The following is a 15508-nucleotide window of genomic DNA, read 5'->3' on the forward strand; positions in this document are numbered from 1 at the left end:
GGTGGGCGTCCGCGCGACGTACCGGGTCCAGGTCCGGCCGGACTTCGACCTGGCCGCCGCGGCCGGCCTGGTCGACTACCTGGACCGGCTCGGCGTCAGCCACCTCTACAGCGCCCCGCTGCTGGCCGCCACCCCGGCTCCGAACACGGCTACGACGTGGTCGACCCGGGCCGGGTCAACCCCGAACTGGGCGGCCCGCAGGAGCTGGACCGGCTGGTCGCCGCGCTGCGCGCGGCCGGCCTCGGGCTGGTCGTCGACATCGTCCCGAACCATCTCGGGGTACGCCTGGCCGCCGCCAACCCGGCCTGGTGGGACGTGCTGCGGCGCGGCCCGGATTCGGCGTACGCGGGCTGGTTCGACATCGACTGGTCCCGGGGCCGGCTGCTGCTGCCGGTCCTGGGCGACGAGCCCGGCGCCGCCGACGAACTGCGGGTGGTCGACGGCGAGCTGCGGTACTTCGAGCACCGGTTCCCGATCGCCGAGGGCACCGGCGCCGGCAGCCCGGCGCAGGTGCACGACCGGCAGCACTACGAGCTGGTGTGCTGGCGGCGCGGCGACCAGGAGATCAACTATCGCCGCTTCTTCGCGATCGGCGACCTGGCCGGGGTCCGGGTGGAGGACCCGGCGGTGTTCGCCGCCACGCACGCCGAGATCCTGCGCTGGGTGCGCGCCGGTCTGGCCGACGGCATCCGGGTGGACCACCCGGACGGCCTGCGCGACCCGGCCGGCTACCTGGCCCGACTCCGGGACGCCGCGCCGGACACCTGGCTGGTGGTGGAGAAGATCCTGGAGCCCGGCGAGGAACTGCCCGACTGGCCGGTCGAGGGGACCACCGGGTACGACGCGCTGAACCAGGTGTGCGGGCTGTTCGTCGACCCGGACGCCGAGCCGGCGTTCACCGCGCTGGACACCCGGCTGTGCGGCGCGCCGACCTCCTGGCCGGAGCTGACCCACCGCAGCAAGCGGGAGGCCGCGACCCGGCTGCTCGCCGCCGAACTGGCCCGGCTGGCCCGGCTGGTCCCGGACCTGTCCGCCGAGGTGGCCCGGGACGCCATCGCGGAGCTGGCGGCCAACCTGCCGGTCTACCGCGGCTACCCGCCCGAGGGCGGCCGGCACCTGGCGCAGGCCCGCGCCGAGGCCGGCCGCCGCCGCCCCGAACTGGTGCCGGCGCTGGACCTGCTGACCCGCCGGCTGCGCACCGCCGACGACGAACTGGCCGCCCGGTTCCCGCAGTTCTCCGGCGCCGTGATGGCCAAGGGCGTCGAGGACACCGCCTGCTACCGGTGGAGCCGGTTCGTCGCGCTCAACGAGGTCGGCGGCAGCCCGGCCCGGTTCGGCGTACCGGTGCCGGCGTTCCACCGCGCGGCGGTGGCCCGGCAGTACCGCTGGCCGGCCGGGATGACGACGCTGTCCACCCACGACACCAAGCGCGGCGAGGACGTCCGCGCCCGGCTCGCGGTGCTGGCCGAGCTGCCGGACGACTGGGCGCAGACGGTCCAGGGCTGGCTGGCCGCGGCGCCGCTGCCCGACCCGGCGCTGGCCCACCTGCTCTGGCAGACCGTGGTCGGCGCCTGGCCGATCGAGCGGGACCGGCTGCACGCGTACCTGGAGAAGGCGGCCCGGGAGGCGGCCACCGACACCGGCTGGGCGGACCCGGACCCCGGCTTCGAGGCGGCCCTGCACGCGGTGGTCGACCGGATCTACGACGACGCCGGGCTGCGGGCGCAGGTGGCCGCGTTCGCCGACCGGATCACCCCGTACGGCTGGTCCAACTCGCTGGGCCAGAAGCTGGTCCAGCTCACCATGCCCGGCGTCCCGGACGTGTACCAGGGCACCGAGCTGTGGGAGAACTCCCTGGTCGACCCGGACAACCGGCGGCCGGTGGACTTCCCGGGCCGGGCCGAGCTGCTGGCCCGGCTGGACGGCGGCTGGCTGCCGCCGCTCGACCGCACCGGCGCGGTCAAGCTGCTGGTCACCTCCCGGGCGCTGCGGCTGCGCCGGGACGCCCCGCAGCTGTTCACCGGCTACCGGGAGGTGCCGGTGCACGGCCCGGCCGACCAGCACGCGGTCGCGTTCGACCGCGGCGGCGCGGTCACCGTCGCCACCCGGCTGCCGGTGGGCTGGCCCGGCGGGGCGGGTGGCGCGACAGCACCGTGGCGCTGCCGGTCGGCGGCGTGACCGACGCGTTCACCGCACGGCGCTACGCTGGCCCCGGATCCGGCTGGCCGACCTGCTGGACCCCTATCCCGTCGCCCTGCTGATCCCCGCCGACACCCCGGGAAGGCGGCCATGACCGAGTTTCGCGTGTGGGCACCGGACGCCCAGCGGGTCCGGCTGCGTACCTCCGTCGCCGGCGACCAGCCCATGCTCCGCGACGAGGGCGCCGCCGCCGCTGACGCCGCCGCCAGCCCCGACGCCCCCGCCAACCCCGACGCCCCCGCCGGACCCGACGCCGCCGCCGGACCCGGGGGTGCCGCCGGCGGCGGCCGTGGTGCCGGCTGGTGGCGACTGGCGGTGCCGGCCGCCGGGCCGGGCACCGACTACGCCTTCCTGCTGGACGACTCCGACCAGCCGCTGCCCGATCCGCGCTCGGCCTGGCAGCCGCAGGGCGTGCACGGGCCGAGCCGGCTCTACGAGCACGCGGCGTTCCCGTGGAGCGACCAGGACTGGACCGGCCGGCAGTTGCCCGGCAGCATCCTGTACGAGCTGCACGTGGGCACGTTCACCCCGGCCGGCACCTTCGACGGGGCCATCGAACGGCTGGACCACCTCGTCGAGCTGGGCGTCGACCTGGTCGAGCTGCTGCCGGTGAACGCCTTCAACGGCGAACACAACTGGGGGTACGACGGGGTCTGCTGGTTCGCGCCGCACGAGGCGTACGGCGGCCCCGACGGGCTGAAGCGGTTCGTGGACGCGGCCCACCGGCGCGGGCTGGGGGTGGTCCTCGACGTCGTCTACAACCATTTCGGCCCCTCCGGGGCCTACGCGCCGATGTTCGGCCCGTACCTCGCCGAGGCCGACACGGGCTGGGGCCGCTCGATCAACCTCGACGGGCCACACTCGGACGAGGTCCGGCGCTACATCCTGGACAGCGTGCGGATGTGGCTGCGCGACTACCACGTGGACGGGCTGCGGCTGGACGCCGTGCACGCGCTCACCGACGCCCGCGCCACGCCCATCCTGGAGGAACTGGCCGCCGAGGTCGAGGCGCTGGCCACGCACCTGGGCCGGCCGCTGTCGCTGATCGCCGAGTCGGACCTGAACGACCCCGGCTGATCACCTCCCGCGAGGCCGGCGGGTTCGGCCTGCACGCCCAGTGGGACGACGACGCCCACCACGCGCTGCACGCCCTGCTCACCGGCGAGCGGCAGGGCTACTACGCCGACTTCGGCTCGCCGCAGGGCCTGGCCGACGTGCTGACCGGGGCGTTCTTCCACGCCGGCACCTGGTCCAGCTTCCGCGGCCGGGTGCACGGCCGGCCGGTGGACCGGGCCCGGATCCCGGGTCACCGCTTCGTGGCGTACCTGCAGAACCACGACCAGATCGGCAACCGCGCGGTGGGCGACCGGCTGGCCGCGACGCTCTCCCCGGCGATGCTGCGGGTCGGCGCCACGCTGCTGCTGACCGCGCCGTTCACCCCGATGCTGTTCATGGGGGAGGAGTGGGCGGCCGGTACGCCCTGGCAGTTCTTCACCAGCCATCCGGAGCCGGAACTGGCCGCGGCGGTGGCCACCGGCCGGCGCCGGGAGTTCGCGGCGCACGGCTGGCCGCCCGGCGACGTGCCGGACCCGCAGCAGCCGGAGACCTTCGCGCGGTCCCGGCTGGACTGGACCGAACTGGACCAGCCCGGGCACCGCGAGATGTACGAGTTCCACCGGCGGCTGATCGCGCTGCGCAAGAGCCGGCCCGACCTGTCGGACCCGCGGCTGGACCGGGTGCAGGTGCGGCACGGCGACCAGTTCGTGGTGATCGGCCGCGGCTCCTGCCTGGTGGCGGCCAACCTCGCCGCCCGGCCGCAGCGGATCACCCTGCCGGCCGAGGTGGACGGGGTGCTGCTGGCCACCCAGGAGGGGGTGACGGTCACCCGGGGCGGGGTGGAACTCCCGGCCGAGACCGCGGTGGTGGTGGTCGGTCGCCCCGGTTGACGGGGCACCGCCGGAAGGTCAGCCGATCGGCCACTCGTGCACCGGTTGGTTGCTGTGCATCAGCGGGACGTACCGGCGCAGCACCTCGGCGAGCGCCGCCGAGCGGTCCAACTGGTCGTGCTGCTCCAGCTCGTGCAGCGTCTCGGCCTGCCACGTCGCGCCGTTGCGGCCGGTCAGGCAGCGCCGCTCGATGACGCCCAGCAGCCGGTCCCGCTCGCCGGCGTCCACCCCCCACCGGTCCAGCCCCTCGTGGGCCAGCGGCAGCAGCCGGCGCAGCACCAGCTCGGTGACCGGCAGGTAGCCCAGGCCCGGCCAGAAGACCTGGGCGGCGATGCCGTGCTGGGCGCAGGCGTGGAAGTTCTCCTCGGCCGCGCTGAACGACATCTGCGACCACAGCGGACGGTCCGCCTCGGCGAGCATCCGGACCACGCCGAAGTAGAACGCCCCGTTGGCCACCGTGTCCAGCACGGTCGGCCCGGCCGGCAGCACCCGGTTCTCCACCCGCAGGTGCGGCCGGCCGTGCACCACGTCGTACACCGGGCGGTTCCACCGGTAGATCGTGCCGTTGTGCAGCCGCAACTCGCCCAGGGCCGGGGTGTCGCCGCGGGCCAGCACCTCGGCGGGATCCTCCTCGTCGCACAGCGGCAGCAACGCCGGAAAGTAGCGGACGTTCTCCTCGAACAGGTCGAAGACCGAGGTGATCCAGCGCTCGCCGAACCACACCCGCGGGCGTACCCCCTGGGCCTTGATCTCCTCCGAGCGGGTGTCGGTGGCCTGCTCGAACAGCGGGATCCGGGTCTCGCGCCACAACTCCCGGCCGAACAGGAACGGCGCGTTGGCGCCCAACGCCACCTGCGCGGCGGCCACGCACTGCGCCGCGTTCCAGTACGCGGCGAACTGCGGCGGGCCGACCTGGAGGTGGAACTGGGTGCTGGTGCAGGCGGCCTCCGGGGTGATGGTGTCGGCCGTGGTGGCCAGCCGCTCCACGCCGCTGATCCGGATCGCCAGGTCCTCGCCGCGGGCCGCGAAGATCTGCTCGTTCAGCAACGCGTACCGCGGGTTGGCCGACAGCGTCTCCGCGGTGAGGTGCTCGGGCCGCAGGGTGGGCAGGATGCCCACCATCACCATGTGCGCTCCGATCGCGCGGGCCTTCTCCTCGGCGGCGTTCAGGCTGGCCCGCACGTGTGCCTCGAAGTCGGCGGTGCCGGTGCCGCCCAGCCGGCGCGGCGCCACGTTGATCTCCACGTTGAACTGCCCCAGCTCGGTCTGGAAGCTGGGGTCGGCGATCGCGGTCAGCACCTCGGCGTTGCGCATCGCCGGCATGGCGTCGGCGTCCACCAGGTTCAGCTCGATCTCCAGCCCGGTCATCGGCCGGTCGGTGTCGAACCGGGACTCGCGCAGCATCTCCGCGAACACGTCCAGGCAGCGGCGGATCTTCTGCCGGTACCGCGCCCGGTCCGCCCGGCTGAAGGTGTGCGCGCCGATCTGCTCGCCCATGCCGTCACCGTCCTGCCACTCTCGGTACCCCAACGTCGCATGTCCGGCCGACCGCTGGGAAGGGGCCGACCGTCCGATCGCCGAGCCATGCTCGATACTCGATGCTGCGGGTAGCGGGGTACCCAGTTCGCCGAGCGGGAAAGCGGAACCAGCGGGAGACGTACGTGAACCAGACCTGGACGCCGACGGGGCCGGCCCGACGCCGCCGGCCGTGGCTGCGGATCTTCCTCACCGGCCTGGTGCTGTGGATCGCCACCGTCGTGGTGATCTTCGCCACCGGCAGCCCGACGCTGCTGCCCACCCTGGTGCTGCTGGGCAGCTTCCTGGTGCCGGTCACCTTCGTCTCCTGGGCGTTCGGCCGCCGGGCCACCGACGAGGTGACCCCCGAACTGCTGATGACCACCTTCCTGGCCGGCGGCGTACTCGGCGTGCTGGCCGCCTCGGCGCTGGAGTCCTACCTGCTGCGGCCCTCGGCGTGGCTGTTCCTCGGCGTGGGTCTGATCGAGGAGGCCGTGAAGCTGGCCGCGCTGGCGTTCCTCACCCGGCACCTGACCCGCAAGACGGTCCGGGACGGGATGGTCCTGGGCGCCGCGGTGGGTTTCGGCTTCGCGGCGCTGGAGTCCGCCGGGTACGCGTTCGTCGCCCTGTTCACCACCCAGGGGCTGTCGGTGGTCCAGGTGGTGCAGACCGAGATCCTGCGCGGCCTGCTGGCGCCGGTCGGACACGGGCTGTGGACGGCCATCCTCGGCGGGGTGCTCTTCTCGCCCAGCACCCGGGAACACTTCCGGGTCGGCGGCCGGCTGCTGCTGGCCTACCTCGGGGTGTCCGTGCTGCACGCGCTCTGGGACTCGATGCACGCGATCGCCCTGCTGCTGACGCTGGTGCTGACCGCGGGCGGCACCGGGCAGCTCAGCGCCAGCGGCGGGATCGTGGCGCCGACCGCGCAGCAGGCCGCGCTGGAGCCGGTGCTGGAGTGGGGCGGCCTGGCCGTGGTCTCCGCGGTCGGCCTCGGCTGGTTGGTCGGGCTCTGGCGGTCCACCCAGCGCCGCCCGGCGCCCGAGGTGGGCTGGCGGGTGCCGATCCGGCCGCCGCGGTGACGCGGTAACCCGGTTGCCGCCGACCTCAGCGCGCGATGGTGCAGGCGGCGGCGACGGCCAGCAGCGCGACGCCCAGGCCGGCCTGCAACAGCAGCACCGGCCCGAGATGCGACCACAGCGTCGGGGTACGCGGGGTGAGCAGTTGCCCGGTGGTGAGGTTGACGATCCGCTCGACCCGGGGTGCGAGTTCCGGATCCCGCTGCCGCCGGACGGTCACCTGGACGTGGTCGGCCGGTTCCAGCGCGCTCTGCGGCAGGTGGCCGTGGATCTCCAGCTCGCGCACCCGGCCCTCGGCCGTGCGCACCCGCAGCGGGGTGACCAGGAACTCCGGCCCCTTGCGCAGCTCCTTGAACCGGCGCCGGCCGCCGCCGGCACCGGAACCGGCGCGCAGCACGCTGGTCAGCGCCCGGCCGAGCAGCCGCGCCACGGTCGCGGCGGCCAGCACCACGACCAAAACCGGTTGGCGTACCCGGATCTCCCGCGGATAGCCCTCCATCAGCCGGACCACGTGTCCGGTGACCGGCGGCAGCGCGCGGGGCGGGCTGGCCGGCTGGGGGTGTCCGGTTCCGGTCATCATCACCACCGAGCGTCCTGATCCGATCCACGGATTGTATCGATCGACCGGGATGAACAACGTGAATGAGCGGGGTCATCCGCCCGTGTCGCCGCCGCGGCCGGCGGGCAGGTGACTTCCCGGCCGGCCCGGGTATGCGAGGTCCGACTGGGAGGGGGTCGACCCATGGAGCTGTCCTTTCTGCGTCCGCTCTACGCCCGCGGCGGGCCGTGGGCCTCGGTCTATCTGGACGCGTCCCGGGATACCGAGGACGCGGCGCCCGCCCTCGACCTGCGCTGGCGTGCCCTGCGCGAGGAGCTGGAGCACCAGCAGGCCGCCCCGGCCACCCTGGCGGCCCTGGACGCGTTGGTCCGGGAGCACGAGCCGGGCACCGGGGACTACGGGCTCGCGGCGTTCGCGGCCGGCGGCGAGGTGGTGTACACCGAGTACCTGTCCGCGCCGCCCCGCCGGGATCTCGCCGCACACGGCCCGCTCCCGCACACCATGCCGCTGGTCGCCCAGCGCGGCGAGCGGGTGCCCTGGGTCCGGGTGGTGGCCGGCCGCACCGGCGCCCGGGTGGACGGGCTCAGCGCCGGTGAGGCGCCGCGCCGGGCGCACGTGCGCGGCGGCAACCGGCATCCGATCCGTCGGGTCCAGCCCGGCGGCTGGGCGCAGGCCCGCTTCCAGCGCGAGGCCATGACCTCGTGGAAGCGCAACGCCGGCGACAGCGCGGCGGCGACCGCCGACCTGGCCGAGCGGGTCAACGCGGAGGTCGTCGTGGTGGCCGGGGACCCGCAGGCCCGCACCATGCTGGCCGGACAACTGCCGGCCAAGTGGCAGGACCGGGTGGTGCAGGTGGACGCGGGCTCGCTCGCGCACGGCGCGAAGACCGAGAAGCTGGAAGACCTCACGGTGCAGGCCATCGCCGAGACCGAGACCGACCACGTGGACACGGTGAAGGACCGGTTCGGCGTGCAGGAGCGGGTCGGCGACGGGCTGCCGGCGGTGACCGCCGCGCTGCGCCGCGACCAGGTGGACACGATGCTGATCGTCGACGATCCGTCCTCCACCGAGCGACTGTGGATCGGCCCGGAGCCCACCGACATCGCCTGCGACCCGGCGGACCTGATCACCACCGACCCGCTGCGGGTACGCGCCGACGCCGCCCTGATCCGGGCGCTGGTCGGCACCGACGCCGCGCTGACGGTGCTCGGCCCCGACGAGGCGCCCGAGTTGACCGACGGGGTGGGCGCGGTGCTGCGGTACGTCGACGCCGGCACCCCGGGACGGGGCGATGGCTGACTCGGCGCGGCTGGTCGCCGACCTGATCGTCGACCGGTTGCGCGCCTGGCGCGTACCGCGGGTGTTCGGCTACCCCGGCGACGCGGTGGCCGGCATCGTCGCGGCGCTGTGCCGAGCCGGCGACGATCCCGGCTTCGTCCGGGTCCGGCACGAGGAGGCGGCCGGGTTCATGGCCACCGGGCACGCGAAGTTCACCGGCGGGGTGGGCGTCTGCCTGGCCAACGACGGCCCGGGTGCGATCCGGCTGCTGCCCGGCCTGTACGACGCCAAACTGGACGGTCAACCGGTGGTGGCCATCGTCGGTGAGCAGGCGCTGGCGCCGCTGGGCAGCGCGTACCGGCAGGGCATCGAACCGGCCCGGCTGTTCGCCGACGCGTGCGGGCAGTTCCTGCGTTCGGCCCGGACCGCCGAACAGGTGCCGATCCTGGTCGACCGGGCGTTCCGGGTCGCCGTGGCCACCCGCAGCCCGACCTGCGTGGTGGTCCCCGACACCCTGCAGAGCCAGACGGTGTCGGACCCGTTCCCGTCCTACGGCGGGTCCGGCGCGATGGCTCCCGGCCTGCCTCCGGCCCGGGTGGTGCCGCACGACAGCGACCTCAACGCCGCCGCGCAGGTGATCGGCGCCGGCCGGCGGGTGGCGATCCTGGTCGGCCAGGGCGCCAGCGGCGCCGCCCCGGAGATCCTGGAACTCGCCGACCGGGTGGAGGCCGGGGTGGCCACCTCGCTGCTCGGCAAGCCGGTGCTGGACGAACGGCTGCCGTTCCACACCGGCGTGATGGGCCACCTCGGCGGCGCCGCCAGCACCCAGCTGATGGCCGGCTGCGACACCCTGGTGCTGATCGGCACCAACGACCCGTGGACCGACTTCTACCCGATGCCCGGGCAGGCCAACGCCGTGCAGATCGACATCGACGGCCGGAAGCTGGCCACCCGCTATCCGGTGGAGGTGCCGCTGGTGGGCGACGCCGCGGGAACCCTGCGGGCGCTGCTGCCGCTGGTGCCGGAGCGGCGCAACCGGGACTGGCGCGACCTCGTCGAGGCATCCGTCGACCGGTGGCGGGCCGAGGCCGTCTGCCGGACCGAGGAGCCGGCCGAGCCGGTCAACCCGCGCCGGGTGCTGTACGAGCTGTCGCCCCGGATGCCGCTGGACGCCTCGGTCACCGTGGACGTCGGCTCGGTCACCTACTGGTACGCCCAGCACCTGCAACTGCCGGTCGGGGTGCGCGCGCAGGTGTGCGGAACCCTGGCGGCGATGGGCACCGCCCTGCCGTACGCGGTGGCCGCGAAGCTCGCCGCGCCGGATCGGCCGGTCATCGCGCTGACCGGCGACGGCGCCATGCAGATGGACGGCCTGGCGGAACTGGTCACCATCGCCGACCGCTGGAGCGAGTGGTCCGATCCCCGGCTCGTGGTCCTGGTGCTCAACAACCGGGACCGGGCCGGCCGGATCGGTGCCGGGCCGCCGTCCTGGGATCCGGCGCGCAGCCAGCGGACCGGTCCGGGTGCGCCGCTGCCGGACGTGCCCTACGCCGGCTGGGCGCGGCTGCTGGGTCTGCACGGGATCCGGGTCGACCGGCCCGAACTGGTCGGGGCGGCCTGGGACGAGGCGCTGGCCGCCGATCGGCCGACCGTGGTGGAGGCGGTGGTGGACCCGTCGGTGGCCCTGCACCCGCCCGAGCTTCCCTTCGCGCACCTGCGCGGTGCGCCGGCGGCGCCCGCCGAACCCGGCGACCGCGCGATGCGCGACGCGCTGCTGCGGGAGCGGGTCACCGCCACCGAGGACCTGAGCTGAGCTGAGCGTCGGCGTCCCGTCCGTGGGTTGCCGTGCGGCTCGCGGCCTGAGCGTCTGCGGTGTGCGTCGGGCGACGCGGCCGAGGGCGGACGGGGTGTCCCGTCCGGATCGAGGCGTTTGAACCGGATCCGGGCGGGAAGCCGCGGCCCGACAGGCCGTCGACGGGCGCTGGGGGCGCCCGATGCGCGACCGGGGCCGTGGCGAAGGGGTGGGGATCCGTGCGGGAGATGCAGGAACACCTCGCCGTCGCCGGGTCCGGTCTGCTCGGTCCGGAGCGGATCGTGGCGGCGGACAGTCCGGCCCGGGTGCTGCTCGCGGCGTGCGCCCGGGGGCTGCGCGGCCAGGACTGCGCCGACCTCGGCCACCAGCCGGTGCTGGCCCGCTTCCGCGGCGCGCCGGAGACGATCCGCCGGGCCGCCATCGCCCGGGCCGCCGCCCGCGGCGCCCTTCCGGCGGACTGGGTCGCGGAGGTGGACGTGCAGCGGGTGGCCCGGTGGATCGTGGACCACTATCCGGCCGGTACCTCTCCCGGCGTCCTGCTCGGCGCGCCGCACGGCGCCGCGGCGCACCTGGCGGTGGCGCTGCGCATGCCCTGGTTGCCGGCCGGCTTCGAGATCTCGGTGAGCTGGCCCGAGGGCGCGGCCGACGATCCGGCGGCGGCGCTGCGGTACGCCGGGCCGGTGGTCGCCCGGCTGCTCGCGGCGAACCCGGGGATCACGGTCCGGCAGGTGCACGACCCGGTCGGGCGGGGCGTGCTGGCCGGGGCCACCATCACGCTGGTGGTGCGCTGGCGGCGGCTGCCGGAGGCGTACCTGCGGTTTCTGGCCGACCGGCTGGACCCCGGCGCCGCGGTGCTGGCGCTGCGGGACGCCCGCACCTGGCCGGTGCTGGCGGCCGGCAGCGGCCAGGGGTTCCAGGTGGGCAGCCCGGCCAGCGGGCTGGACCCGGCCGACTTCGCCCGGGACAGCGCGTCCCTGCCCGACGTGCTGCGCGGCGCGGGGGGCGATCACCGCCGGTGGGACCCGCCGAGCGCCGGCTGCCCGGCCGAGTTCGCCGAGCACGGCCTGGAGCCCGACCTGGAGGCGGAGTTGCGGGCCTGCGTGCAGGGCCGGGACGGCACGCTGCACCGGGTGCTCTGTCCCCGCCCGGAGGCGCTGAGCGCGGCGGTGGCCGACGTCTACCGCGGCTGGCTGCGCGCCGCGGGCAAGGCCGGCGACCGGTGTGTGGTCGAGTGCGGCCGGCTGCTCGACCCGTGGCAGGTCGTCCGGTCCGGCATGGTGCCGTACTGGTGCGAGCGGGCCACCCGGCGCTCGGTGGCCGGCGCGGAGTGGTGGCTGGCCGGCAGCGAGGCGTTCAGTTCGGTGGACGTGCTGCCCGAGCCGCCCGGCCTGCATTCGCCCGCGCTGGCCGGTCTGCCCCAGTGGCTCGCGGTCGCGTCGTTCGGCCGGCGCCGGGCCGCGGTGGACCGGATGGCCGCCCGCGGATATCCCGTCACGTCCGTGCCGACCCGGCACGCCACCGAGGTCCTGCGTGCTCAGCCGTACGATCTGCCGGCGCCGTCCCCGTTGCGCGTGCCGGACCTGGTGGCCGGTTTGCGGGCCGCCGGTACGCCGCACGGGTTGCTGGTCTGCTAGCCGGAGCCCGGTCGCACCCGCGGAAACGAGCCCGAGAAAACCTCGTCTCGTGATTGAGTACCTACGAAGCGGGAACATCGCTGGCTGCGACGAGCCGAGGACGCTCAGTAATGCGTGCCGGAAACGGCCGTCGACTTCCAGTGAAAGCCTTTCGCTTCCGGCCCGGTCTGTGGGTGCACCACGCCAACGACCGGTTCCGCAGCCTGGGCGGGGCCCTTCGGCGAGGGAGGCGCGGATGTTCGGACAGACCACCACACCGGCACCGACGGAACGCGGGCTGGAGGACCTGGACGCGGCGGCGCTCGCGTACGCGGCGCGGATCGAGGGGCTGCCGCCCGAGCGCCGGCAGGAGGCGCGCGACGACCTGGTCCGGTTCGCGTTGCCGTTCGCCGGCCGGCTGGCCCGGCGGTACCGGGGGCGGGGCGAACCGCTTGAGGACCTGGAGCAGGTCGCCCGGCTGGGTCTGGTCAACGCCGTCGACCGGTACGACCCCGAGCGGGGGTCGTTCACCGCGTACGCGGCGATCACGATCGTCGGTGAGATCAAGCGGCACTTCCGCGACCGGACCTGGGGGGTGCACGTGCCCCGCCGGCTGCGGGACCTGATCCTGGAGGTCGGTCAGGCCACGTCCGCGCTGACCAGCGAGCTGAGCCGGGCGCCCACCGTGGCCGAACTGGCCGAGCGGCTGGAGACGCCGCAGGAGGAGATCCTCGCGGCGCTGGAATCGGCGGCCGGCTACAGCCCGGCCTCGCTCAACGCCCCGGTCGGCGGGGAGAGTTCCGCCGAGTTCGGCGACCTGGTCGGCGAGTCGGACAACCAACTCGAATCGGTCGACGACCGGGTCACCGTGTCCGGTCTGCTCGGCCACCTGCCCTGGCGGGAGCGGCGCATCCTGGCCATGCGCTTCTACGGCAACCAGACCCAGGCGGAGATCGCGGCCCGGTTCGGCATCTCCCAGATGCACGTCTCCCGGCTGCTGTCCCGGGCGCTCACCTGGCTGCGCCAGTCGATGCTCAACGACGCGCCGGCACCCTGGCAGAACGGGACGGCCGAGCCGGAGGCGCCGCGGTCGCGGATGGCCGTGCGCCGGACCGGGGACGGGGTGCTGGTCGAGGTGACCGGCGACGTCGACCAGGACGGCGCGGAACGCCTGCGCCGGGTGCTCGGCGAGGCCGTCGGCACCGGCCACCCGGCCGAGGTCGTGGTCGATTTGGCCGGCGTCGGAGCGCTGCACGCCGCCGCCGCGACCGCGCTGGTCGCCGCCCGGGACGTGGCGCTGCGATCCGGCATCCCGGTCCGGCTGGCCCGGGCCAGACCCGCGGTACGGGCCGTGCTCGCCACCGCCGGCCTGGCCGCCGTGCCCGGTTGACCTCGACCCGTCGCCGGTTGACCTCGACCCGTCGCCGGTCGAACCCGACCCGTCGCCGGTCGATTCCGGTCGACCCTGGTTCGCCGCCGGTTGACCCCGGTCCATCGCCGTACCCGGTCAGCCCCGGCCCGGTTCCTCGTCCGGGGCCGTACCGGAGCCGTCCGACGGGCGGTCCGGGTCGGCATCCTCGGCCTCCGTCGCCGCTTCGGACTCGATGAAGGCCGGCCGGCGCAGGTCCGCCGGCTCGGGCACCTCGACCATCCGGGCACCGGACTGCGGGCGCGGGTGGTGCCCGGTGGCCGCCCCGGCGCCGTACGCGCCCTCGGCGCTCGGTGACTCCGGCTGCCGGTGCTCGGCGTGCAGTTCCTCGCTCAGGTGCTGCGGCGGCCGGGTGGTGCGCATCGGGACCTCCCGGAGCAGGTCGGCGACCAGCGGTCCGTACTTGGCGTCGAAGGCGGGGCGCTCGGAGCGGATCCGCGGCAGACGGTCGAAGTTGCGCAGCGGCGGCGGGCAACTGGTGGCCCACTCCAGGCTGTTGCCGAAGCCCCACGGGTCGTCCACGGTGACCCGCTGGCCGAAGCGCCAGGACTTCCAGATGTTGTAGATGAAGAACAGCGTGGAGGCGCCCAACACGAACGACCCGATCGAGGAGACCATGTTCAGCGTGGTGAACCCGTCCTGCTGCTGGTAGTCGGCGTACCGCCGGGGCATGCCCTCGGCGCCGAGCCAGTGCTGCACCAGGAAGGTCGCGTGGAAGCCGATGAACATGGTCCAGAAGTGCAGCTTGCCGAGCCGCTCGTCGAGCAGCCGGCCGGTCATCTTCGGGAACCAGAAGTAGGCGCCGCCGAAGGCGGCGAAGACGATCGTGCCGAACAGCACGTAGTGGAAGTGCGCCACCACGAAGTACGTGTCGGTGACCTGCCAGTCCACCGGCGGGCTGGCCAGCAGCACGCCGGTGAGCCCGCCGAGCAGGAACGTCACCAGGAAGCCGATGGCGAACAGCATCGGCGTCTCGAAGGTGAGCTGCCCCTTCCACATGGTGCCGATCCAGTTGAAGAACTTCACCCCGGTGGGCACCGCGATCAGGTAGCTCAGGATGCTGAAGAACGGCAGCAGCACCTGGCCGGTGCCGAACATGTGGTGCGCCCAGACGCTCATCGACAGGATGGTGATCGAGATCGTGGCGGCGACCAGGCCCTTGTAGCCGAACACCGGCTTGCGGGAGAAGACCGGGATGATCTCGGTGATGATGCCGAAGAACGGCAGCGCCACGATGTAGACCTCGGGATGGCCGAAGAACCAGAACAGGTGCTGCCACAGCATCGGGCCGCCGGTGGCCGGGTCGTACACGTGCGCGCCGATCAGCCGGTCCGCGCCGAGCGCCAGCAGCGCCGCGGCCAGCAGCGGGAAAACCATGATCACCAGTACGGCGGTGAGCAGGACGTTCCAGGTGAAGATCGGCATCCGGAACATCGTCATGCCCGGCGCCCGCAGGGTCAGGATCGTGGTGATCATGTTGACCGCGCCGAGGATGGTGCCCAGACCGGAGATCACCAGACCGACCAGCCACATGTTCGCGCCCACCCCGGGCGAGTTGATCACGTCGCTCAGCGGGGTGTACGCGAACCAGCCGAAGTCCGCCCAGCCGCCGGGGGTGAGGATCCCGCCCAGCACCATGGACCCGCCGAACAGGTAGAGCCAGTAGGCGAACGCGTTCAGCCGCGGGAACGACACGTCCGGCGCGCCGATCTGCAACGGCACGACGTAGTTGCCGAACCCGAACACCATCGGGGTGGCGAACAGCAGCAGCATGATCGTGCCGTGCATGGTGAAGAGCTGGTTGTACTGCTCCGTCGAGAGGAACTGCAGCCCCGGCCGGGCCAGCTCGGCCCGCATCAGCATCGCCATCAGGCCGCCGATCAGGAAGAACCCGAACGACGTGGCCAGGTACATCAGGCCGATCAGCTTGGCGTCGGTGGTGCGCAGCAGGCGCCACAGCGCGTCGCCGGGGACGGCCCGGCGTACCGGCCCCGGGTAGCCGCCGAACCGTGCCGGTGCCAGGATCACCGGGCTGCGGTCCCGGTGCGGCTCGGTGGTCACCCGTCTCGCCATGTCCTCA

The 15508-nt window shown here is 74.2% G+C and carries 8 protein-coding genes and 2 pseudogenes; 7 read left to right on the forward strand and 3 right to left on the reverse strand.

Going from position 1 to position 15508, the window contains the following annotated elements:
* The first annotated feature begins 1 nt into the window (after position 1).
* Together treY and treZ are read left to right on the forward strand one after the other, a co-directional pair.
* A pseudogene (gene treY, locus CIK06_RS13660) lies at positions 2-2293 on the forward strand (malto-oligosyltrehalose synthase).
* Positions 2290-4145, forward strand: a pseudogene (gene treZ, locus CIK06_RS13665) (malto-oligosyltrehalose trehalohydrolase). The pseudogenes treY and treZ overlap by 4 nt, the downstream one beginning before the upstream one ends.
* Before the next feature lie 18 nt (positions 4146-4163).
* Here the strand turns inward: treZ and CIK06_RS13670 are convergent.
* Entirely contained in the window at positions 4164-5642 is a 1479-nt protein-coding gene (locus CIK06_RS13670; RefSeq protein WP_095565155.1) for a hypothetical protein, read from the reverse strand.
* 164 nt (positions 5643-5806) lie between these two features.
* Here CIK06_RS13670 and CIK06_RS13675 point away from each other — a divergent pair, with 164 nt between their 5' ends.
* On the forward strand, positions 5807-6739 hold the full coding sequence (locus CIK06_RS13675; RefSeq protein ID WP_232534198.1) for a PrsW family intramembrane metalloprotease: 933 nt from the start codon (positions 5807-5809) through the stop codon (positions 6737-6739).
* Positions 6740-6764: 25 nt separating this feature from the next.
* Here CIK06_RS13675 and CIK06_RS13680 read toward each other — a convergent pair whose 3' ends face one another.
* On the reverse strand, positions 6765-7316 hold the full coding sequence (locus tag CIK06_RS13680; protein ID WP_095567800.1) for a hypothetical protein: 552 nt from the start codon (positions 7314-7316) through the stop codon (positions 6765-6767).
* 162 nt (positions 7317-7478) lie between these two features.
* On the opposite strand from CIK06_RS13680, the gene CIK06_RS13685 reads away from it, so the two are divergent.
* The 4 genes from CIK06_RS13685 (at position 7479) to CIK06_RS13700 (ending at position 13389) form a co-directional block, all read left to right on the forward strand.
* Positions 7479-8594 (forward strand): Vms1/Ankzf1 family peptidyl-tRNA hydrolase, encoded by a 1116-nt coding sequence (locus tag CIK06_RS13685; protein ID WP_095565157.1) that lies wholly within the window; start codon positions 7479-7481, stop codon positions 8592-8594.
* Positions 8587-10386 carry a thiamine pyrophosphate-binding protein gene (locus tag CIK06_RS13690; RefSeq protein WP_095565158.1) on the forward strand — a complete coding sequence of 600 codons (1800 nt, stop codon included), beginning with the start codon at positions 8587-8589 and terminating at the stop codon, positions 10384-10386. Before CIK06_RS13685 ends, CIK06_RS13690 begins: the two co-directional genes overlap by 8 nt.
* 227 nt (positions 10387-10613) lie before the next feature.
* Positions 10614-12020, forward strand: a complete 1407-nt coding sequence (locus tag CIK06_RS13695) for a hypothetical protein (RefSeq protein WP_095567801.1) — start codon at positions 10614-10616, stop codon at positions 12018-12020.
* 235 nt (positions 12021-12255) lie between these two features.
* On the forward strand, positions 12256-13389 hold the full coding sequence (locus CIK06_RS13700) for a SigB/SigF/SigG family RNA polymerase sigma factor (protein WP_095565159.1): 1134 nt from the start codon (positions 12256-12258) through the stop codon (positions 13387-13389).
* 117 nt (positions 13390-13506) lie between these two features.
* Here the strand turns inward: CIK06_RS13700 and ctaD are convergent, their stop codons facing one another.
* Complete coding sequence (gene ctaD, locus CIK06_RS13705; protein WP_095565160.1) at positions 13507-15501, reverse strand: cytochrome c oxidase subunit I; 1995 nt, start codon at positions 15499-15501, stop codon at positions 13507-13509.
* Positions 15502-15508 lie beyond the last annotated feature (7 nt).

This window comes from Plantactinospora sp. KBS50, from assembly GCF_002285795.1.
GTDB lineage: Bacteria > Actinomycetota > Actinomycetes > Mycobacteriales > Micromonosporaceae > KBS50.